The sequence below is a fragment of the Halomonas sp. genome, from assembly GCF_029263665.1.
Classification (GTDB): domain Bacteria; phylum Pseudomonadota; class Gammaproteobacteria; order Pseudomonadales; family Halomonadaceae; genus Halomonas.
This window is the reverse complement of sequence record NZ_JAJUFQ010000015.1, coordinates 86,355-108,286: the sequence shown is the minus strand read 5'-3', so window position 1 is coordinate 108,286 and position 21,932 is coordinate 86,355. Positions and strand designations below refer to the sequence as shown.

The following is a 21,932-nucleotide window of genomic DNA, read 5'->3' as shown; positions in this document are numbered from 1 at the left end:
GGCGCACGTGGGTCAGCAGGCTGGAAATGGTGGTCTGCTGGGGGGAGATGGCGATATCGATCTCGCCGCCTTGCACGAGATCCACATAGGCGGCATTGTTGATCAGAGTGAGCACCTTCTTGGCCCCCATGCGCTTGGCCAGCATCGACGACATGATGTTGACTTCGTCGTCGTTGGTCAGGGCACAGAAGATATCGCAGTCCTCGATGTTTTCCTCTTCCAGCAGGCGCTTATCGGTAGCACTGCCGTTGAGGACCACTGTGCGGTCGAGATGCTCGGATAACTGGGTACAGCGTTCCAGGCTGTATTCAATCATCTTGACCTGGTGGCCGTGCTCCAGGTGCTCGGCCAGTCGAGAACCAATATTACCGCCACCGGCGATGATCACCCGACGGAACCCCCTATCGGCGCGACGCAGTTCTCCCATCACTGCGCGGATGTCCTTGCGTGCGGCGATGAAGAACACCTCGTCATCAGCCTCGATGACCGTGTCGCCACGCGGAATGATGGCCCGGTTGCGGCGATAGATGGCAGCAACCCGAGTATCGACATTGGGCATGTGGCGGCGCAGGAAGCCCAGTTCCTGACCGACCAGCGGACCCCCGTAGTAAGCGCGTACAGCCACCAACTGAACCAGGCCGTCAGCGAATTCCAGCACCTGCAATGCGCCAGGATGCTCGATCAGGCGGCGAATGTGGTCGGTGACCACCTGCTCCGGACTGATCAGTACATCAATGGGGACGGCCTCTTGGGCGAACAGCCCCTGGCGGCTCAGGTAGGCAGCAGCGCGTACCCGGGCAATCTTGGTCGGCGTATTGAACAGGGAGTGAGCGACCTGGCAGGCAATCATGTTGATTTCATCGGAATTGGTCACCGCGATCAGCATGTCGGCATCCTCGCAGCCTGCCTGGCGTAGCACGGGAGGATAGGAGGCGGAGCCTGCCACGGTACGAATATCGAGGCGGTTGTGCAGCTCTCGAAGGAGCGAGCCCTGATTGTCCACCACCGTGATGTCGTTGTCTTCGCGGGCCAGATGCTCCGCCAGAGTGCCGCCGACCTGTCCTGCGCCGAGGATGATGATTTTCATATCCAAATCTCCGTGATGTCGGGGTCAGCGGCGCCAGAACATGGGAATGAACAACACCAGTACCGTGAGAACCTCGAGTCGTCCGAGCAACATGCCTGCGCACAGCAGCCACTTGGCAGCGGCGGGCAGGGACGCGAAGTTACCTGAAGGGCCAATGATATCTCCCAGGCCGGGCCCCACATTGGCAACTGCAGTTGCCGAACCGGTAACTGCGGTCAGGGCATCAAGGCCCATTGCAGACAGCCCAAGGGCGATAGCGGCAATGGTCAGGAAATAGAAAAACGAGAAGGCCAGCACACCACGACTGATGTCATCGGACAAGGGCTGGCCATTGTAGCGAGCGCGGAACACGCCATTGGCATGGATCAGGTAATGCAACTGGTTGCGTAGCAGCTGGGTCGCGATCTGAAAACGGAAGATCTTCAGGCCACCACTGGTGGAGCCGCTGCAGCCACCGATGAAAGTGAGATAGAAGAAGGCCGTGATCGCAAAGGGACCCCACAACGTGTAGTCGTCAGACGCATAACCTGTGGTGGTGACGACCGATATCACGTTGAAAGCAACATGGGTGAGTGCAGTGAAGGCATCCGTTCCATTCCACATGCGCCATAGGGAAAGTATCAGAATCACCACCGTCAGGAACCCTAGAAAGCCACGAACCTGGGCATCGTGCCACAGAGCGCCGCGAGAGCCCCGCAGGAAGCGAATATAGAGTACAAAGGGCAAGCTACCGCAGAGCATGAAGAAGGAGCCCATCCACAGCAGCCAGGGACGATCAGCATAGGCGCCGAAAGAGTCATCGCTATTGGCAAAGCCACCAGTGGCCAGTGAGGTCATGGCATGCACCAGGGCATCGAGAGGGGCCATTCCTCCCAGCAAGTAGGACACAGCGGCAAGCGCGGTGAAGCCGGTATAGATGGATAGCGTTGCCTTGGCAATTCCCCCGGTGCGAGGCATGACCTTATCCGACCAATCGGAGGACTCGGTCTGGAACAGGCGCATGCCCCCCACTTTCAGGAATGGCAGGATAGCGATACCCATCACGATGATGCCGATCCCTCCCAGCCACTGCATGATGCCACGCCATAGCTTGAGACCATCGGAAAGATTTTCGATGCCCATGAGAATGGTTGAGCCCGTCGTGGTAATCGCCGATACGGATTCGAAGACGGCATCGGTGACACTCAACTGAGGTGCTCCGAGAATCAGCGGCAGGCTGGCGAAACAGCTCATGGTGCCCCAGCTGGAGGTTGTGATCAGGAACATCTGCCAAGGCTTGAGTTCGACCGCAATGCGCCATGTGGAAAGCAGCGTCAGGGCGGAAGCCCCCAGAATGATGGCAATGGACATGGCAAAAGCAGAGGCATCCGGATCGTTCTCGAAGATCAGAATGACCCAGGGAGCGGCCATGAACAGGGCCAGGATGACCCAGAGTACGGCCAGGATCTTGAGAATAGGGGCCCATCCGAGCCACCACTCGGTCAGGATTTGCTGGGGTTTGCTCATGACCTCACGTCCATATGAAAAAGATGCTCCTTGGGCGGCAAGAAGCGCTATATCACCACAAGACAGCCTAAAATTTCCGTAAAATTATGCACGGAAACATCTTGCTGCGAGGTATTTTTCCGTGCCTTGCGGCAAGACAACCAAGGTGAATACATGCCGCAGAGCAGCATGATGATCATGGGCCGGCTACGCTGCCTTGTGTAGCGCCTCTTATAGCGTTTTCAAGCTATCGTGCTTTCAAGCTTAGCGCTTCCAAGAAAGCACCGTGGCCGGCGACTGGGCAGGTTTCTGTGGAGCAAGCGAGGGACTGAGCGAGCAGGGGATGGGGTATCTATATGCTCGCTCGAAATCGCCGCTGTGCGGTTCGGGGCGCTTACAGCGCCATGTAAGGTGTCGACTGCTGGTCGTCGAACAGGTAGACCTCAAAGGGGCCTTGCTTCTCTCCGGGCATGCCTGGTGTACCTGTCGGCATGCCGGCCAGGCCGATACCATCCGCCTGCGGGGTATCCTTGAAGAAGGCTTCAAGTGCAGCCATCGGCACATGGCCTTCCACCCAGTGGTCCCCCATCTTGATCGTGTGGCAGGAACCCATGCCATGCGGTACACCGGCCTGCTGCTTGATCTCGGCCAGGGCCTCATGCTCGACAATCTCTACCGAGACACCCATTTCCTCAAGGTGTTTTGCATACTCATCACAGCAACTGCATCCTGGATTCTTGTATAGCGTGGCTTCCTCCGGCAGAGCTGCGTGAGCAGCTCCCGTCCCGGTCAATAATGCGGCACAGAGTGCCATGGCAGAGGCGCGGTGTTTCATCAGAATGTCTCCCTTTGCGGATAATCTGGCGACCCCCTAGCCTAAAACCTGGGGGCTACCCTAGGGTCAAGGAATATCTTGACGTGAAAACCACTTGATACCAGCCTCATAGGAGTCCATTATCCGCGCCCTCGTCGGCCACATAATAGCCGGGCGAGGCCTGGACCGGGGTGGCATCGGGTCGGGGTGCGCTGTTGCGGCCCACTACCGATAAGGCCCTATCACCGTTGAACTTTCCCGATCTGGATTCGATACCCATGAGCAAAGTCCTGATTATCGGCGCCGGTGGCGTCGGCGGTGTCGTCACTCACAAGTGCGCACAACATCCTGAAGTTTTCGCCGAGATCTGCCTGGCCAGCCGCAATGAAGACAAGTGCAAGGCCATTGCCGCTCAGCTGGATCGCCCGATTCAGACTGCCCAGGTGGACGCTGATGACGTCGACGCCCTGGTCGCGCTGATCGAGTCATTCAAGCCCGATGTGCTGATCCATGTGGCCCTGCCCTATCAGGACCTGACCATCATGGAAGCCTGCCTGCGCACTGGCGTGCCCTATCTGGACACTGCCAACTATGAGCACCCCGATGAGGCCAAGTTCGAATACAAGGAACAATGGGCCTTTCAGGAACGTTATGCCAAGGCCGGTAACATGGCCACACTGGGTTGCGGCTTCGACCCAGGCATGACCAACATCTACTGCGCCTATGGCCAGAAGAACCTGTTCGACGAGATCCATCGTATCGATATCCTGGACGCCAATGGCGGTGACCATGGCTATCCGTTCGCCACCAACTTCAATCCCGAGATCAATATCCGTGAAATCACGGCCAATGGTCGCTATTGGGAAAAGGGCGAATGGAAGGAAACCGCTCCTCTGGCCGAGAAGCGTTCCTTCAACTTCGATGGCATTGGTGACAAGGACATTTATCTGCTCTATCACGAAGAGCTGGAATCTCTGTCCCAGAATATCAAGGGAATCGAGCGAATCCGCTTCTGGATGACTTTCTCCGACAAGTACATCACCCATCTGAAGGTGCTGGAGAATGTCGGCATGACATCCATCGAGCCGATCCAGTTTGAAGGCCGTGAAATCACTCCGCTGCAGTTCCTCAAGGCTATCCTGCCAGACCCGGCATCCCTGGGGCCGCGCACCAAGGGCAAGACCAACATCGGTGTCATCCTTGACGGCATCAAGGATGGCAAGCGTCGCAAGGTGTACATCTACAACATCTGCGACCACGAGAAGTGCTATGCCGAAGTGCAGTCCCAGGCCATTTCCTACACCACAGGCGTGCCTGCCGTGACTGGTGCCATGCTGATGCTGGAAGGCATCTGGAAGGGTGAAGGCGTGTTCAACGTCGAACAGCTAGATCCCAACCCCTTCATGGAACGGATTGGTGACATGGGTCTGCCGTGGCAAATGGTGGAGCTGGATCCCGACGTGGATCTGCTGGGCTGATCAGCGATGGCCGATTATCCCTTCGATATCCACGCTTGCCCGTCACCTGCCTATGTGGTGGACGATGCCCTGCTGCGCAATAACCTGGAGCTTCTCAAGGAGGTCCAGGAGCGCAGTGGTGCCAAGGTGCTGTTGGCACTCAAGGGGTTTGCCATGTGGGACACCTTCCCGCTGGTGAGCCAGTACCTGGCGGGCACCACTGCGAGTGGGCAAGATGAAGCACGCCTCGGCGCCGAAACCTTCGGCGGCGAGGTACATACCTACTCCCCGGCGTTCACCGAACAGGAAATGGCGGTTGTGCTGCGTTATGCCGACCATCTCAGCTTCAACTCTCCTGGGCAATGGCGCCGTTTCCGCCAGCAGGTTTCCGCTGCACCACGCCGTGTATCCTGTGGCCTGAGAGTCAATCCGGAGTATTCCGAGGCTGAAGTGGCCCTTTACGATCCGTGTGCTCCTGGGTCGCGGCTGGGTACGCGGGCCGTGGATCTCAAGGCGGAAGATCTGGAAGGGCTCGAGGGTCTGCATTTTCACACCTTGTGTGAGCAGAACAGCGATGCTTTCGAGCATACGCTGGAAGCCTTCGAGGCCAAGTTCGCCCAGTATCTGCCAGGCATGCGCTGGATGAACTTCGGTGGTGGCCACCACATCACCCGGCCAGACTATGACGTCGATCGGTTGGTTCGAGTGATTCGTGACTTCCGTGAGCGTTATCCACACCTTCAGGTTTATCTGGAACCCGGTGAGGCGATTGCGCTCAACACGGGCTACCTGGTGTGCAGCGTACTCGATATTGTCGAGAATGATGGCCCTATCGCCATTCTCGATACATCGGCCACGGCACATATGCCTGATGTGCTGGAAATGCCTTATCGACCGCAGATCATTGGCGGTGGTGAACCTGGGGAAAAAGCTCATACCTATCGCCTGGGCGGAACGACCTGTCTGGCCGGTGATGTGATCGGGCGCTATTCCTTCGATCGTCCCCTGGAGATTGGTGATCGTCTGGTGTTCACCGATATGGCGCATTACACCATGGTCAAGACCACGACGTTCAATGGTATTCGTCTGCCATCAATCTGTCGGGTAGATGAACATAGTCGTGAAGTGCGTACAGTGCGTACTTTCGGCTATGTAGATTATATGCAGCGACTCAGCTGATGTTTGCTGCCTGGGCTTTTCGTCCAGGTGCCTGCAATGCCCTTGATGGAAATGCCACGGTCTTTCAGGATCGTGGCATTTTTGTCTTTAGCGGCTTTCCCCCAGCAGTGACCAGGTGCCGACTCCGACAATGGCTCCCAGGATTTCAGGTGCATAGCGTCCATAAGAGGCAAAGGACAATAACGGATCATGGGCCAGGTTCGCTTGTAGCCGCGACATGAGAACCCCGAAGGCGATAGCTGCCAATGCGGCAGCTGATATGCGCAAGATAGAGTACATGGATGTTCCTTCATCAAGGGGTCTAACCAAAGAATTGCACATCCTGGCTGTTTATCTCTACCTCAATGCCGTTATGTCATTCCCATTTTATATGTCCATTGAAAAGTAAAGTGCGGGAAAGTAATCCTACTTTACTGTTTGAATAGGCTTGAAAATTCCATATTTTCTTTCATGGGGTATACCCGCCAATCAACTCTGCCGAGTTTCGTAGATGCTGAGTTTCGTAGCCTGGTTTTGTAGGTTCCAAGCTTCGTCGGTGCTTAATAGACATAAAGCAGCTCGATAATGGTCGCCAGGGATTGATTAAGTACAGGAAGGATTTCCGTACTCGATTGAACACACCGAGCGCCATCGATCTGTTCTGCCAGCTTGTGGACTGAACTGGAACCCGCCTGCAATGAATAGTCCAGCGCAAACCACATAGTAGGAATCGCACTAGAGAAAGGCGGTGACCAGGAGCGCGATGCATTCAATGCCAACGTGGTCACGGTATTCAGCGTTCCGCCTGAGGCCTATCGGTTGCGGCCAGGCAGATATGTGCTGCAAGTGAAGCAATATGCATGCAGTGTTTACTGGACCGCATCGCTTGAGCATGAGATTTTTCTGCGAAGGCGCATGAACGTGGAGGTATCAAGGGTGATCAAGCAAGTTTTTTTTCTTGAAGATGAAGGCTTGTGCCGGCATGCGGCACTGCCCATGTAGAAAAAACGTAATCAAAAAGCACTAATCCTTTCACTTTTTTCTGTCCTTGGGTCTAAATTGATTCAGAGCCCCATCCCTGAGGCAGGGAAGGCCTTGTTCGACGGATGGTCGAATGCCTTCGCCCCTTGGGTCGAGGAAGGAGAAGTGCTTTGATCAATTTGGTACGCAGTGTCCGTCAACTGTTCCAGCCCGATGCCGCGGATGCGTTTTCCTCTATCCTCGGTTCGGCGATTTTCAGCAGAATCCAGATCCCCCCTCCGCCACCCCTTGTGCCGAGATATACCCCGGCCTTTGATGCCACGCCGGCCTGGAATGCAGGCGTCCAGACGCCGGTATTCCACTACCAGCCACCTTTGAACAATGGCGAGGGACTGGGCGTCTATTCGCCCAGCTATTCACAACCGTTACTAGCTCAGCAGGCCAATCGCCCTTATCTGGATAATGAGCCCTTCCAGGCCCAGTACCCATTGCTTGACACCAGTGGCCAGGGGCCAACATTTGATATCACCCAGGTCGATAATGGTGCTGAACCCAATAGTGGACTAAGCGCAGAAGACGCCGAGGCGCTTGCCACGGATATCGCCGACGGCAAGAGCATCGACCAGGTGGCCGAGGACTACGGTATCAGCCGTGAGGACGTTCTCGATCAACTCGAAGCGGATGGGTTTGAAGTCGAAAAAACACAGTCCGATGACGGCCAGGAAGAAACTACCGAGATCAGTGACCCGGAAAGCGGCGACATGGTGGCCAAGTACGAGCTCACCGAGCAGCAGGACGGTGTCGTCGTCGAAGAAATCACCGATGCCGATGGTGAGACCACCACGACAGTGACTGACGAACAAGGGCGGCGTACAGAGCTGAAGCCCGAGCAGGACACCTCCCGAGCGGGCATCGACGACATCGTCGCAGGTGTTGCCGACGGGCAGAGTATCGAGGAAATTGCCGAAGCCCAGGGACTGTCACCCGAGCAGGTGATCGCCCAGATCGAGGCTGCCGGCTACGAATATGAAACAGAGGCTGAGGGGGATAACTCCTCCACGCACATTACGGCTGAAGACAGTGGTGATGAGGTCGTCAGCCATGAGACCGATCCCTCCGGCACCACCACATCGGTAGTCACCGACATCGAGGGCAACAAGACCACCACGGTCACCTACGAACAGCATGGTGTGACGGTCGAGGAAGTCACCGGTGACGATGGCAAGACCACGACGACGGTCATCGACGAAGACGGCCATCGCACGGAGCTGGATGATAGCCAGAACATTACTCGCGAAGGCATTGATGACATCGTGGCTGCCGTGGCCAATGGCAAGAGCATCGAGGCGATTGCCGAGCAGAATGGTCTGACTCAAGCTCAGGTGGAAGCCCAGCTGCGTGCCGCCGGCTATGTGGTCGAGACACGCACCGGTGAGCTGGCCAATGGTGGAGAGCAGTACACCACCGAGATCGTCGGCGCCGATGATGCCGAGGACGTCATTGCCAGCCACAGTAGTGGGCCAGGGGCTCCGACATCCTCCTTGCATGTCGACGCTGATGGTACTGAAACGAGCCGGATGCGCTATCTCAACGGCGGCACCCGCGAAACCGTCACCGAAGCCAATGGCCGCGAGACCACCACTCGTGTGGATATCGACGGCAGGACAACCACCGCAGTCACTGACAACGGTTATACGCTGACCACTCCCCCGGAAGGCGATCTGACCCTGCGGCGCAATGAAGATGGCAAGGAGTTCACGATTGATCGGAGCACGGAAGAGCAATCCCTGGCGGAAGAGTTGCTCAGGCTCAATCCGGACGATTCGGATGAGGATGACGTGCTCCAGTCGGTCATCGAAGAGCTGCTGGTGGACCGCACCGATGACGGCAAGATCAAAGAGATCGAGGACCTGAAAACCGATCTTGGGGATAAAGAAGAGGCCGTTCAGAGTGCCATCGAGGAAATCGTCGGTGAGGATGGTGATGAGAGCGATGTCATCAAGGAGGGGGAAAACACCAGTGACAGTGATCCCTTGGGTATCCCGCCAGATGAGGAAACCTCCAATGGTGAGGCCTGGGTGCCGATGCAGTATGACGGCAAATGGGTATGGGTGGACCCAGGATTGGTCGAGCCTCTCGAGGAGGCAGAGTCGACACGCGTTGCCTTGAGCCAGGCCCAGGCAGAGGCCTGGCAACATCAGGAACAGGTCAACGTCTATGCACTGGATCCAGATAATAAAGCGACCATGGACAATGTAAGCGAGCGGATCAATGAGTTGCTTGTTCCCCATGGCCTGCGTTGGGACCCACAGAAACCTGAGGGAAGCCTGGCAGAAGCCCAGCAACGCCTGGAAAGCGCCAATGCCTGGATCGACTATCTCAATCTGCAGGAAGAGTATCGAGGCCTGCAAGAGGAAGCGAATAGACTCAAGGAAGAAGCGCTCGAGATCTATCGTGGTGACGAAAGCTACGAGGATTACTTCCAGAAAGAAGGTTTCGAAGAAGTCACCGAGTCAGGCAGCCCTGCCAATCCCATGGGTGAAAAGGAAGAGACCGGGGAGTTGCTGCATCAGTCGGTGGTCGAAAAGGACGGCCAGCTATACCTGAGAAATGTTTATGCGGACCGCGATGAGCCTTTTTACAAGAAACTCACCGAGAACCCTGCCAATGAGTCCAATGGATTGTCGGAAGCCCAGCAGGAGCTGAATCGGCAGTGGCATGAACTGAAAGTCGGTGATGAGCCGGGGCAACTGCAGGACGATGCACTGGCTGCCTTCCAAGAGGCCAATCCCAAGTATTTTGATCCTGATGGTTACTCGGAGACACGCACCGGCGCCATGGACTCCAAACATGAATGGGAGTCGGGCGAGCTGACGGATACCAAGGTTATCGAGCGTGATGGCCAGCTTTATGTCGTCAATACCTATGGTGAAGGCTACGACAAGAAAGAGGTAGAGAAGCCGCTCACCTATGCTCCAGGCGAGGAACCCGAGGATCTGACCCAGGCGCAGCGTGATGCCAACCAGGCTTGGCAGGAATTCGCTCAAGACCGGAATGTCAATCCGGATCTTGAAACCCGCCTCCTTGATGAAGTGCGTGAACGGCACCCCGATTACTTCAAGCCTGAGGGCTTTACCAAGGTCACACCGAATCGGGCAGGGCCTCCGAATGAAGACCCCAGTGGCGCCTTGCAGGATCAGCAGGTCGTCGAGCGCGACGGCCAGCTCTACCTTGTCAATACCTATGAGAACTGGGATGAGCCCCTGGAAGTTCAGCTGACCTATGAACCTGGCAGCAGTGAATCACCGACACGCACCGAAACCCAGCAGCAATTCGACGAGGACTGGGCGAGCTGGAAACAGATCCGTTATAGCGGGGATGGCAGCCTGGTGCAGGTCTCTCGGGAAATGGCTGACGCAGAGCGTACGCTCACTGAGATAGGCATCGAGAAGGATCGCGGGACCGCAGCGGTGCTTGAGGATTCCATTCCTGGCCTGGAGCAGGATCTCGACGATGCCATCGACGAGCATGGCGAGGGCTCGGTGGTACCGGGCGGAGAGGATGCCGAACAGGTCGAAATCGATGGCGAGATGCGTTGGGTGCATCCAGAAGTGGCTGCCGCACAACGCGAACTCGTCGCAGCGCGTAATGCACTGAACGATGGCGGGGATATCCTGGCGCGGGCCAGAGAGCTGTATGGCGAGCAGCATCCGGAACATCTCGACCCCGATGGTTTTACCGAGCCGGGAGAATGGCATGGTAATACGCAGTCGTATGATTCCACCGGTGCAATGAATGGTGAGGGAGATGACTACTTCGTCGACGACAATGGCCAGCTGTGGTTAAGAAATCGCTACGAGGATAGAGACGACCCCTATACGTTCCAGCTGACCTATGCCCCCGGCGAGGCTCCGGAGGGGCGCACGGAGGCCGAACAGGAACTCGATCGGCAGTGGGCCGACTGGTGGGCGGAACACGCCGGCGATAAAGAAGATCCGTTGAAGGATGTACAGCAGGAGGTCGACACTGCCGAAACCGCGAGCAATGACGCATTGGAAGAGCATGGCAGCGGCACGACGACAAAACTGACCGATACTTTTGCCGATGATGTGACGCCGGTGCTGGTGACGCTGGAAGGCGAGCAGCGCTGGGTGCATCCGGATGTGGCAATGGCGCTTCAGGCGTTGAACACGGCCGAGAACGATCTGGCGTCGACTCGGGTAGGCATCGAGGAAGCGCAACTGGCACTGGAAGAAGCAGATTATCGCTCGGCGAGGCCGTCGACCTGGAAGCTGGTCGATGACATCTACTCGATCGAGCATGAAGGAGAGGTTTCAGCCGCGTGGCAGATGGAAGATGCCTATCTCGAGGCCAATGGCACTCACGGCGCGCTGATGCAGGCAAGGCAGAATCAGGTAGATAGCCAGGCAGCTCTGTTGTCGACACAGATTGGTCTTACCCAGGAGGGGCTTGGCAGCAATGGTCTGACGCAGAATGGTGCGCCCCTTACAGAGAGTGTCGGGCCACAGAGTCATGTATCCGATTTGCGTGAGGCTCTGGAAAGCACCGAGGCAGTCGGTGATCAGCTGGATGAAGTAGGCAGATGGAACGACTTCCTGCGTGGCGAATCGCTGGATGATCGCTTGGACTCAGAGCAGTGGGCACAACAGCAAGAGCGCTTTTTCCGGGAGAATCCCGTGGTGGCAGATGACGCCATCACAGACAAGCGGAATGAGCTGCCCGATTCAGTGTCCATGGGCGACAAGGATGCTCGGCAGTGGATCAATCAAGCACTAGGTGCGGGAGCATCGGAAGAGGTGAATCCGGAGGTGGTGGATCCGGTGATCGACCAGATCCGCGATATCGCTGGTGATGATGCCGAGGTCGACATCATCCCGCTTCTCTATCGCGACAGCAGTGAAGGGGTGCGTGATACCGCGCTGTTCAGAGTCGAGGATCAGGACGGCAAGACCTGGCTGGTCGATGAGAGCGGCAGCAAGTACCGCAACTTCGATGATTACCGTCACAACAATTACTTGTCCGACAGTGGCCATATCTATGCGCCGGAGGACCTCGACCGACTGACCGATGCCGATGGCAACATCAAGTATGAATGGCTACAGGCCCGAGAACTGAGTTTCGCCGAAGAGTACCTCGATCCCATCATCGGTATAGGCACGGGCATCGCCACGGTGGCTTCTTTTATCCCTCCGCTGGCACCGATAGCGGCACCGATCGCCTTTGCCGGAGGTGCCTACTTTGGTGCCCGCAGTGCTCATAACCTGCATGAAATGCATGAACATGGCCGGCCACTGGCCAGCACCGAAGGTCTCATGCAAGGGGCGATGCTGGTCACCTCGGTGTTGCCGATGGGCTCGAGTGCTTTCCGTTTTGCTGGACTGGCTCGGACAGGGACACCGGTCGGTGTGTCGGCGAGAACCAGCATCGGTGCCGTCAACACCTCGCAAAAGTTCATGAGTCAGAACGCTGCATATCGAGAGGCTTTCGACCAGCTCGGTGTGAATAACTTTGCCTTTAATATGGCGAAAGGCCTCGACCGGGCCGCAATGGGTGTCGGTATCCCGTTGATGGGCTATTCCGGTTACAACATCCTGGCGAATTGGGATGAGATGTCAGGGCTGGAGAGAGCGGATGCACTGGCGGGGCTGGGCAGCGGTATCTTTGGTGTCGGCATGAGTGCAAAGTCGTTGAGAGCGACTCACCCAGATTTGCAGCCTCTCGGACCTCTCATCCAGAACACGCTGTTTTCCCGGCACGGTGACGCCATGCCGCCAATGGGGCTGCCTCGCCTGTATCGGCTCAACGACCTGAATGTCTTGAATCAGGCTTCGGTAGATGGTGCCTTGCCACCGGGACACTATGTGCATTTCGTTCAATCTGAGCGTTTGAACCCCACTAACTTCGTCATGCAGCAGGGAACCCTGACGCGTGGTGGAAAGGTGGACAACGATGGGCATATCAAGTGGTCGACGAGTCGGCGTGAGCAACCGGTCATCTTTGCCGCGACCGAAGGCAGCAATGGTCAACGGACGATCCATGTTCAGGACTCAGGAAATGGCAATACCATCATCAATCGCCATTTCGATAAAGATGTCTATGTAATGGTCTCGAAAGAGAAGGCCAGTCCGCTGCGTTGGACACTGAACTCAGCCAATCAGGACACTCTGCCTTTTGCCCTTTATAACGGCAAAGATGGTACCTGGGGGTCGGCACGTAACCATGAGAAAGCGATCCGTACCTTGCTATTGAGTGCCGGAAGCCTTGGGGCAAGTTTTTCATTGGCGGGCTCTCCTCAGGTATCGATTCCCTTGAACGCTCTGGCATCAGGTGTTCGGGGAGCCAGTTTGTTTGTCCGTAGTGTCGCTCCAGAAGCCACGGCTGTGGATACAGGGCTGGGGCGCACCTTGCGTGGTATCGAGTTCGTGACATTCTCGATCAGTCATGCCGGGATACTTGGCCACTATGTCTCTACTGGCGATGGGAATATTCAATTCCAGGTGCCGGGAAATAATCCCGGCATGAATAATGTACAAGATGGCGCCAATGCGTTCGGTTTCTCGGTGTATCTAACCAAGAGTCTCGAGGAAGCCTCAACGGGCAGGAGGGTGATGCCTTGGGCAGATGATGTGGCGTTGTTGCCCTTTGCACTAGGGGGCGGTATTGGCATGGAAGCGGGCATGACCAAGGGGAGTGTCTACGACGTCGCCATGAATACATTGCTGACAGGGGCGGTGACTCGCTTGTGGTTTCGAGACTCTCGTCTCGGGCAGAAACTCGGAGACTGGCTACCGACGCCTTCTCTATCCCTTGATCGATTCATTCCGGCGAAACTGAAAAAATGGGAAATAGATAAGAAGGATTTTGCCACGATCATCGGCTTCAGTGGCACTATGATTCCGGGCTCTGTCATGGCTGGTGTGAAGTTTGCCAATGACCAGATGTCGGAGGAGCCGGAAGATATCAGTGATGAGCTACTCGGCTATGTGCCCTCCGACTTCTCGCCCTCCACGGCACCACTCATCGCTGATACGCATGAGAATGCTTCTCCGGTGCTGGATGAGCAGCTGGAAGCCGAGGAAACGCCTGGCCTGGCAGTGGTAGAAGACACTGAGGAGCAAGCGGAGGGCAGCATGGAAGCAAGTGGACGCGTCAATCCTCTCCTCGAAGGCCACTATGCCTTCGTCATCGTGGAGCCGAATCAGACGATGGGAGGAATCGCCGTGCAGCAAGGACGCGATGTCGAACAGGTCGTGATGCTCAACCTGGACCATATTCTCGACCCCAGCATGATCTTTCCGGGAGATCGCGTGTACTTGCCAGCGGCTTGAGGGCCATGCTGGAACAGGTGCGCCGATGATTTTCCCGCTATCCGGAAAATCCCGTCACGATTGTTACTCCCTCCATTCGCTGGCCTTGAGCTAAATACCTTTCATGGCCAACGAAATGGAGGAAGTCATATGTCTACGCCAAAGCATCAGACAGGAACGCGTGACGAGTGGCTGGCGGCGCGGCTCGATCTGCTCCAGGCAGAGAAGCAGCTCACGCGGCAAAGCGATGAGCTGGCGCTCAGGCGACAGCAGTTGCCCTGGGTTCGCGTCGATAAGGCGTATCAGTTCGAAACGGATGAGGGGCAGGCTTCACTGCCTGAGCTGTTTCAAGGTCGCACGCAGCTTCTCGTCTATCACTTCATGTTTGGTCCCGATTACACGGCGGGCTGCCCTTCCTGTTCGATGATTGCCGATGGTTTCAATGGCTTCGTGATCCACCTGGCCAACCACGATGTCACACTGCTGGCGGTATCGCGGGCGCCGCTGGCCAAGTTGCAGGCATACAAGCAGAGAATGGGCTGGGACTTTCCCTGGGTGTCCTCGTCCGGTAGCGATTTCAATGCCGACTTCAATGTGTGGTTCAGTGAGGAGCAGCAACGCGAAGGGAAGATCGAATATAACTATCGCCAGGAGCCGATACAGGCTTGGCGCTCGGGTGAGGAGGGCGGTGGTGAAAGTGAGGAAGCCCGTTTTGCCGCCACGTGCGGAACCGATGTCGCCACCTTTCAGCGTGACATGCCTGGCATGAGTGCGTTCGTGCTGGAAGACGGTATCGTCTATCACACATACTCCACCTATGCGCGCGGACTGGATAGCCTGTGGGGAGCCTACCAGTGGCTTGATCGTGCTCCGAAAGGACGCAATGAATCAGACGGTATCTGGTGGCGCCGACATGATGAATACGCCGAACCTTGAGTACTCGTTTCGGCGTATTCTTTAGCTTGCTATATACTGGTCGGCCGCCATCAAGGTGTTGTCAATCGCCCGATCATTGAAGGAGTGTTGTATGCCTGCTCAATTCCCCCAGGCTCGCCTGCGCCGTTTACGCCGAAGTGAAGCACTGCGCGATATCGTGCGAGAAACAACCTTGCGCGCAGAGCATCTGGTATACCCGATCTTTGTGGAAGAAGGCAGCGATGAATTCACGCCGATTGCCGGCATGCCTGGGCAATCCCGGGTGCCGGAAAGCAAGCTGGCCGATGAGGCGCGTCGCCTGAGCCAACTGGGGCTCAGAAGCATCATGCCGTTTGGTATTTCGCATCACAAGGATGAGCATGGCAGCGATGCGATGGACGAGAACGGTCTCGTCTCGCGCATGGTGCGCACCATCAAGGAAGCAGCACCGGACATGGTGGTGATTCCGGATATCTGTTTCTGCGAGTACACCAGCCACGGTCATTGCGGCATTCTCAAGGGCAATAGCGTCGATAACGATCTGACTATCCGTAACCTGGGCATTCAGGCGGTAGCGGCAGCCAGGGCCGGAGCCGACATCATTGCGCCTTCAGCGGCTCAGGATGGCCAGGTCGCGGCGATTCGTCAGGCGCTGGATGATGCCGGCTTCGAAGACATTCCGATCATGGCCTATTCCACCAAGCTGGCTTCTGCCCTGTATGGACCCTTCCGCGAAGCCGCGGGCACTGAGCTCAAGGGTGATCGCAAGACCTATCAGATGGATCCCATGAATCGTCGGGAAGCCTTGCGCGAATCGTTGATGGATGAGGCGGAAGGCGCCGACCTGCTGATGGTCAAGCCAGCGTTGGCCTATCTCGACATCATGGCGGACATCCGCCGTAATAGCCTGTTGCCGCTGGCGGCGTATCAGGTCAGTGGTGAATACGCGATGATCAAGTTCGCTGCTGAGCAAGGTGTCATCGATGAATCAGCCGTGGTACGTGAAACGCTAGGCTCCATGCGGCGTGCCGGCGCTGACCTGATCATGACCTACTTTGCTCCTCAGTTGCTCGAAGAAGGGCTGTAACTGAAGAAGGGCTGTGATCTGGCAGTATGGTGCTCATGAAGCGATGGCCTGGCTGTCGTGATCACGGCTGCGGTGCATGCTGATGGCAATGAGAATAGCGCATAGTAATGCCACGGCGGCGGTCACATGGAAGACCGGCGCCGTGCCCCAGGTGGCGGCCACGATGCCACCCATCATGGGACCTGCCACCTGGCCGATGTATTGGAAAGAGGTCGACAGCCCCATGACGCGCCCAAGATGTTCCGTATCGGTATAAGCGTGCTTGAGTGCCGCCTTCAGGCAGGGCAACACACCGCCCAGGGCCAGACCCATGGCGAAACGCAGCAACGTCAGTGTGTAGACATCGGTGACGAATGCCTGAGGAATGATCAGAAGGGCGCCTGCACTGAAGCCATACATGGCAATGCGCATGGCACCAAAGCGATCAGCGAATGAACCTAGCATCAGTGAAGACAGCAGGCAGCCCAGCGCGGTGGCGGCAAGCACGATACCTGCCGCCGAGGTAGCCGCCAGTGGATAGTGCTCCATGTCGCTGACGATGCTGTAGATGATGGGTTCAATCGACAGATTGGCGATCAGCAACCCCATGGTGGCAATCAATAGTGCCCAGACCATGTGATTGAACGGGCTGGCGGGCGCTTCCGTGCTCTCCCGGGATACTTGGGCTACCTGTGTTTCCTTGATCAGCAGCGTTGTCGCCAGAACATTGAAAAAGATCAGACCACCGGTAATGAACAGCGCCTCACGCATGCCCACATAGGCGGATAGAAAACCGCCCAATATCGGGCCTGCCAGACTACCCGCCAGGATACAGGCGGAAAGTACTCCCTGGGCATGGCCCGCACGGGACTCAGGAGCTTCCTTGGCCATGAGGATCGTGGCCCCCGAGGTATAGCCACCGGCCACGCCGGCAAGCAGGCGAAGGATGACCATTTGCCAGGCACTGGAGGCCAGTCCCATCAGCGTCATGCACAGAAACATGCCGATGCTGGCACGTATCAGGTTGACCTTGCATCCATAGCGATCGGACAGCCGGCCCCAGAGGGGCGCAAACAGTGCGGCGGTGATGAAGGTCGAGGAATAGACCAGGCTGGACCAGAGAAAAGTCTCACTTTGTGTATAGTCGCCCAAGGTTCCCAGGTAGTGGGGGAGAAAGGGCAGCATGATGGTCATGGCGACGATATTGATGAATGATCCTGAACCGCTGACCCATAGATTGACCTTCCATGCAGCAGACTGTCCTGGCATTGTCTTCTCGTTTCCTGGTATGCAAGTAGCGGATGGGCCTGACAGAGATATGAGGGACGACCTATCCATGAGGCGAGCATAGATAACATTTATAAATAAAAACAATTCATATGTTTCATGTTATTGATTCCTGTTTGTTATGGATGGCAATGCTGATACCTGGGGCTGCTGAGACATATCGGCTTCATGGTCTTTTGAAGCGTCAATACAAGGAAGCGAAAGTATGCGTGATGTGACGATAGAGCAGTGGTGCCGCATGTCCGCTGCAGCTGTACTGCTGCTCGCAGCCAGTTGTGGGGTAGCGAGTCATGCTGTCGCCGGGGAAGAGGGGCGCGATAAGGTCAAGTCTCTGGTGGATGCAACGATTCTACCGGTGATGCGGGCCCAGGATATTCCTGGCATGGCCGTTGCTGTCACCTGGCAAGGACAGCAGCGTGTCTTCAATTACGGACTGGCGGATCGCGAGCGGGAAGTTCCCGTGGACGATGGGACACTGTTCGAGATCGGCTCACTGAGCAAGACTCTCACTGCGACCTTGGGCGCCTATGCTCAGGCGGAGGGGGAACTGTCCTTGGATGACCCGGCCAGCCGTCATTGGCCTGACCTGGCGGGAGGAGCCTTCGATGACATCAGCCTGCTCGAGCTGGTGACCTATTCGGCTGGTGGCCTGCCATTGCAGTTTCCTGAGCAAGTGGCTGATCAGCAGCAGATGCTCGATTATTATCGTGATTGGATACCTGACTATGCACCGGGATCCCATCGCCTTTATTCCAATCCGAGTATTGGCCTGTTCGGCTATCTGTTGGCGAAGCGCCTGGGTGAGCCTTTTACCGATCTGATGGAAAAGCAGTTGTTTCCACAGCTTGGCCTGTCGCACAGCTACATCCAGGTTCCGGACGACCAGCAACAGCACTATGCCTGGGGCTATTCAAAGGAAAACCAGCCGATTCGAGTGAATCCAGGCATGCTGGATGCCGAAGCCTATGGTGTGAAGACCAGTGCCACAGACCTGATGCGCTTCGTAGAAGTTAACCTGCACCCGGAAAGCCTGGATAAACCGCTGCGCAAGGCCATCGAAACGACACATACCGGTTTCTACCAGGTGGAAAACATGACCCAGGGACTAGGCTGGGAGATGTATCCCTATCCGTTGGAACTTGAGCAGCTGCTGGCTGGCAACTCAGCGGAGATGGCTTTGGAACCACATGAGGTCGAACCCCTAGAGCCTCCCCAGGTACCTACGGGAGAGGTGCTGTTGAACAAAACAGGCTCGACCAATGGATTTGGCGCATATGCGGCTTTTGTTCCATCCCGCGAGCTGGGCGTCGTGCTGCTGGCGAACCGCAATTACCCTATTGCAGAACGGGTTTCCGCAGCTTATGCCATCCTGTCTGGCCTCGAGCAGGAGATAGTTCAAGAACGTTAGAGAATCGGCATACCGGAGGAAGGGCTGTCTGTGAGCCCTTCCTTGTTCCTGGCAGTACTAGCAGCCCTTCTGCTTCACTCCTGCTTGTCTTGCGTAATGGCCTCGCGATGCTCTTTCAGGGCAGCGCTATCACCTTCATCCAGCAGCTCTGGGTCACCGGGCAGTTGGCCAGTGACCTCTGGCTCCTCCCCGACGATGACTTCGCTTTCTTCCACGATACTGCCGTCATCTTCGAGAAGCACAGCGTCTTCTTCCACTACGACGACATCAGTTTGAACGCTCTTGCTGGTCTGGTCTTCCAAAACGCTCCTTTGCTCTTGCATGGCTTCACTACTGCTATCTGCCATCGCCATGGTGGACAGCATCAGAGAACTGCCGAATAGCACGGCACATAGTATAGCGGTGGGTTGCAGAACCTTGGACATGTGTTACCTCCTTGATGATCTAGCATGTGTCCTTGATCTAACCATCGGTATCGATACGCCTACCTCTGTCTTGGATGGAGCGGGCAATATCGTCCATAAAACTAGCTTACTTCCGTGGGCTGTCTATCGTTCATGCATGGCTGATGCCGGTTGATTTCATCGTTTTGCCGATACTGGCAAAGAATGGTGCAAGAACAACCTGTCAAACCAGGAGACGGGTTCATTTGATATCTTCGTGGGTGTCTGTAATGGCTCCGTGAGTTCATGAGGCAAATCTTCGCCGAACGACTTTCGCCAGGCAGTTACGGCGGCTTTCTGACATAATGATGCGATCTTCCGAATTGCCAATTTTCTGGTGTGTTTCACAAGGTTGAACGGATGACGTTTCTGATCGGCGGTCGTGGCCGCACATATGCGCCTGCCTCGCTTCTCTGTGGGGAAAACATCTGTGCGAAACGTGCCTGCATGGTATCCGCCTGTGCGGTTGGCTCTGGTCGCTTCAGCGGAGTTTCCGCTGAGGCAATGGGACCGAGATAGGGCATGGCAAGGCGCGGCAAAGTAACCATCACCGATATCGCCAAGCATGTGGGAATGACCAACATGACGGTGTCGCGTGCCTTGAACAAGCCTCACCTGGTCAAACCGGAAACTCGCGACAAGATTCTCGCCGCGGCCCGAGAACTGGGCTATGTGCCCAACGCTTTTGCCAGTCAGCTGCGTAGCCGTGAGAATCGCTTGATTGGCCTGGTCACCGCCAGTGTCGATAACCCTTTCTATAGCGAAGTGATCAAGGCGATCTCCCGCGAAGCAAAGCGGCGTCACTACACCATCATGCTGATCGATACGGATGGCTCTCCGGCGCTTGAAGAAGTGGCGATCGAGACTCTGCTCAGCTATCAGGTAGCCGGTATCATTCTGTCTCCGGTATCCGATGGTGCGGAATATCGCCCGGCTTATCTCGATCGGCTGCGGCAAGCCAAGCTGCCGGTGGTGATGCTGGACCGGACCCTGGCGATCCCGGATTTCAGCCGCGTGGTGCTGGCCAATCGCCACGCCGGAAGACTGCTTGGTGAGCTACTGGCCAAGCGTGGGATTCAACATGTGCTGGCGCTGACGGGGCCACGTGATTCACGTATTTCGCTAGAACGGCTGGCCGGTTTCGAGGACGCTTATCGAGAGGCGGGAGTAGCGCTGACGCTGGAGCAGCGAGCCGGCGATTACACCTTGCAGCCCGCTTATCGCGAAATGGCGGCATATCTGCGCAAGGGAGCGTTGCCCGAGGCAGTCTTTGGATTCAACCAGCTGATTACCCTGGGAGCGATGCGAGCCCTCCACGATGCCCGCATCTCCCGGGACCATGTGACGGTGGTAGGTGTCGACCGCCTGCCCTATGCCGATATCTTCGACGTATCGGTACCCTGCGCGGCCCATGACACTTATCGAGCAGGGCGAGAAGCCGTGCATCTGCTCTTTGAACAGATCGAAGATCCTCAGGCTGAGGTGCGTGAGGTGGTGGTGTCGGCTTCTCTACTGCTCTAGTCCAGTGAATTCAATGGCACGCTCATGAGTGCTGTGTGGCCAGGCGCCTGGCGATCAGGGCTTCGAGACGATCCTGGTCATCGGCAAAGCCGCGGATGCCTTCGGCAAGCTTGTCATTGGCCATGGCATCTTGATTGTGGCCCCAGCGGAACTCGGACTCGGTGAGTGCTACCGGGCGTGGCCCGCCGCTGCTTCCCATCGACTTGCCCGGTTTCACTTCTCCCTGACGCTTGGCCAATTGCTCCAGCAGTGCTGGTGAAATGGTCAGTCGTGGACAGCCGGCCAGCGCCAGTACCTGCTCGACAGTACGGAAGCTGGCGCCCATCACGATGGTTTCATATCCACCTTGGCGCGCGCGTTGACAGACCCCTCGAACGAACTGCACGCCTGGGTCTTCATCCGGGGCGAAGTCACGCCCGGTGGCCTGCTTGTACCAGTCACTGACGCGACCGACGAAGGGGGAAACAAGGAAGACGCCGGCATCGAAGCAGGCTTGGGCCTGGGCATCGCTGAACAGCAGGGTCAGGTTGCATTGAATGCCTTCTTTCTCGAGAGTCTCTGCAGCACGAATGCCTTCCCAGGTGGACGCCAGCTTGATCAATATCCGATCCCTGGATACACCGCGCTGCTCGTAGAGTTCGACCAGTTCATGGGCCTTGCGGATGCTGGCCTGGGTATCGAAGGAAAGGCGAGCGGCGACCTCGGTGGATACGCGGCCTGGCACGACCTTGGCAATTTCGCTGCCCATGGCCACTGCGAGCCTATCGACAGCATGTGCTGGTACCTGGCTGCTGGACTTGGCGCGGAACGCTGTCAATTCCTCATCGATCAATGCCTGGTAGCTGGCAAGCTCGAAGGCCTTGAGGATCAGCGTGGGGTTGGTCGTGGCATCCTGAGGCCGATAGCGCTTGATCGCTTCCAGATCACCGGTATCGGCGACGACCAAGGAATGTTGCCTGAGGGCATCGAGTTGATGTGGCAC

Annotated in this window: 14 protein-coding genes; 7 read left to right on the top strand and 7 right to left on the bottom strand. The window is 56.7% G+C overall.

What is annotated here, in order from left to right; all coding sequences use genetic code 11:
• From trkA to Q1K07_RS14765, 3 genes are all read right to left on the bottom strand, one after another.
• Positions 1-1,087: Trk system potassium transporter TrkA (gene trkA, locus Q1K07_RS14775; protein ID WP_300312370.1), on the bottom strand; the 1,087-nt coding region annotated here is incomplete at its 3' end.
• Positions 1,088-1,111: 24 nt separating this feature from the next.
• Complete coding sequence (locus tag Q1K07_RS14770; protein WP_300312368.1) at positions 1,112-2,593, bottom strand: TrkH family potassium uptake protein; 1,482 nt, start codon at positions 2,591-2,593, stop codon at positions 1,112-1,114.
• A 373-nt stretch (positions 2,594-2,966) separates the two neighbouring features.
• A complete protein-coding gene (locus Q1K07_RS14765; RefSeq protein ID WP_300312366.1) occupies positions 2,967-3,407 on the bottom strand; it encodes a DUF411 domain-containing protein in 441 nt (146 codons plus the stop codon).
• A 257-nt stretch (positions 3,408-3,664) separates the two neighbouring features.
• Between Q1K07_RS14765 and Q1K07_RS14760 the strand changes: the two genes are divergently transcribed.
• Both Q1K07_RS14760 and nspC read left to right on the top strand, forming a co-directional pair.
• The gene (locus Q1K07_RS14760; protein WP_300312364.1) at positions 3,665-4,864 is read left to right on the top strand and encodes a saccharopine dehydrogenase family protein; all 1,200 of its coding nucleotides are present in this window, start codon (positions 3,665-3,667) and stop codon (positions 4,862-4,864) included.
• Positions 4,865-4,870: 6 nt separating this feature from the next.
• Positions 4,871-6,022 (top strand): carboxynorspermidine decarboxylase, encoded by a 1,152-nt coding sequence (nspC, locus tag Q1K07_RS14755; RefSeq protein ID WP_300312361.1) that lies wholly within the window; start codon positions 4,871-4,873, stop codon positions 6,020-6,022.
• 87 nt (positions 6,023-6,109) lie between these two features.
• Here nspC and Q1K07_RS14750 read toward each other — a convergent pair whose 3' ends face one another.
• A complete protein-coding gene (locus Q1K07_RS14750) occupies positions 6,110-6,301 on the bottom strand; it encodes a hypothetical protein (RefSeq protein ID WP_300312359.1) in 192 nt (63 codons plus the stop codon).
• Positions 6,302-7,152: 851 nt separating this feature from the next.
• On the opposite strand from Q1K07_RS14750, the gene Q1K07_RS14745 reads away from it, so the two are divergent.
• The 3 genes from Q1K07_RS14745 (at position 7,153) to hemB (ending at position 16,312) form a co-directional block, all read left to right on the top strand.
• A complete protein-coding gene (locus Q1K07_RS14745; RefSeq protein WP_300312356.1) occupies positions 7,153-14,331 on the top strand; it encodes a DUF4781 domain-containing protein in 7,179 nt (2,392 codons plus the stop codon).
• Positions 14,332-14,460: 129 nt separating this feature from the next.
• Positions 14,461-15,246 carry a thioredoxin family protein gene (locus Q1K07_RS14740; protein WP_300312353.1) on the top strand — a complete coding sequence of 262 codons (786 nt, stop codon included), beginning with the start codon at positions 14,461-14,463 and terminating at the stop codon, positions 15,244-15,246.
• A gap of 91 nt (positions 15,247-15,337) precedes the next feature.
• Positions 15,338-16,312, top strand: coding sequence for a porphobilinogen synthase (gene hemB / locus Q1K07_RS14735; RefSeq protein WP_300312350.1), 975 nt, complete (start codon positions 15,338-15,340; stop codon positions 16,310-16,312).
• Between the two features lie 33 nt (positions 16,313-16,345).
• On the opposite strand, the gene Q1K07_RS14730 is transcribed toward hemB, so the two are convergent.
• A complete protein-coding gene (locus Q1K07_RS14730) occupies positions 16,346-17,560 on the bottom strand; it encodes an MFS transporter (protein WP_300312347.1) in 1,215 nt (404 codons plus the stop codon).
• A 238-nt stretch (positions 17,561-17,798) separates the two neighbouring features.
• On the opposite strand from Q1K07_RS14730, the gene ampC reads away from it, so the two are divergent.
• Complete coding sequence (ampC, locus tag Q1K07_RS14725) at positions 17,799-18,986, top strand: class C beta-lactamase (RefSeq protein ID WP_300312380.1); 1,188 nt, start codon at positions 17,799-17,801, stop codon at positions 18,984-18,986.
• A 74-nt stretch (positions 18,987-19,060) separates the two neighbouring features.
• On the opposite strand, the gene Q1K07_RS14720 is transcribed toward ampC, so the two are convergent.
• Entirely contained in the window at positions 19,061-19,411 is a 351-nt protein-coding gene (locus tag Q1K07_RS14720; protein ID WP_300312344.1) for a hypothetical protein, read from the bottom strand.
• Positions 19,412-19,951: 540 nt separating this feature from the next.
• Here Q1K07_RS14720 and Q1K07_RS14715 point away from each other — a divergent pair.
• Complete coding sequence (locus Q1K07_RS14715) at positions 19,952-20,950, top strand: LacI family DNA-binding transcriptional regulator (protein WP_300312340.1); 999 nt, start codon at positions 19,952-19,954, stop codon at positions 20,948-20,950.
• A 22-nt stretch (positions 20,951-20,972) separates the two neighbouring features.
• On the opposite strand, the gene tal is transcribed toward Q1K07_RS14715, so the two are convergent.
• Positions 20,973-21,932, bottom strand: a complete 960-nt coding sequence (tal, locus tag Q1K07_RS14710; RefSeq protein ID WP_300312337.1) for a transaldolase — start codon at positions 21,930-21,932, stop codon at positions 20,973-20,975.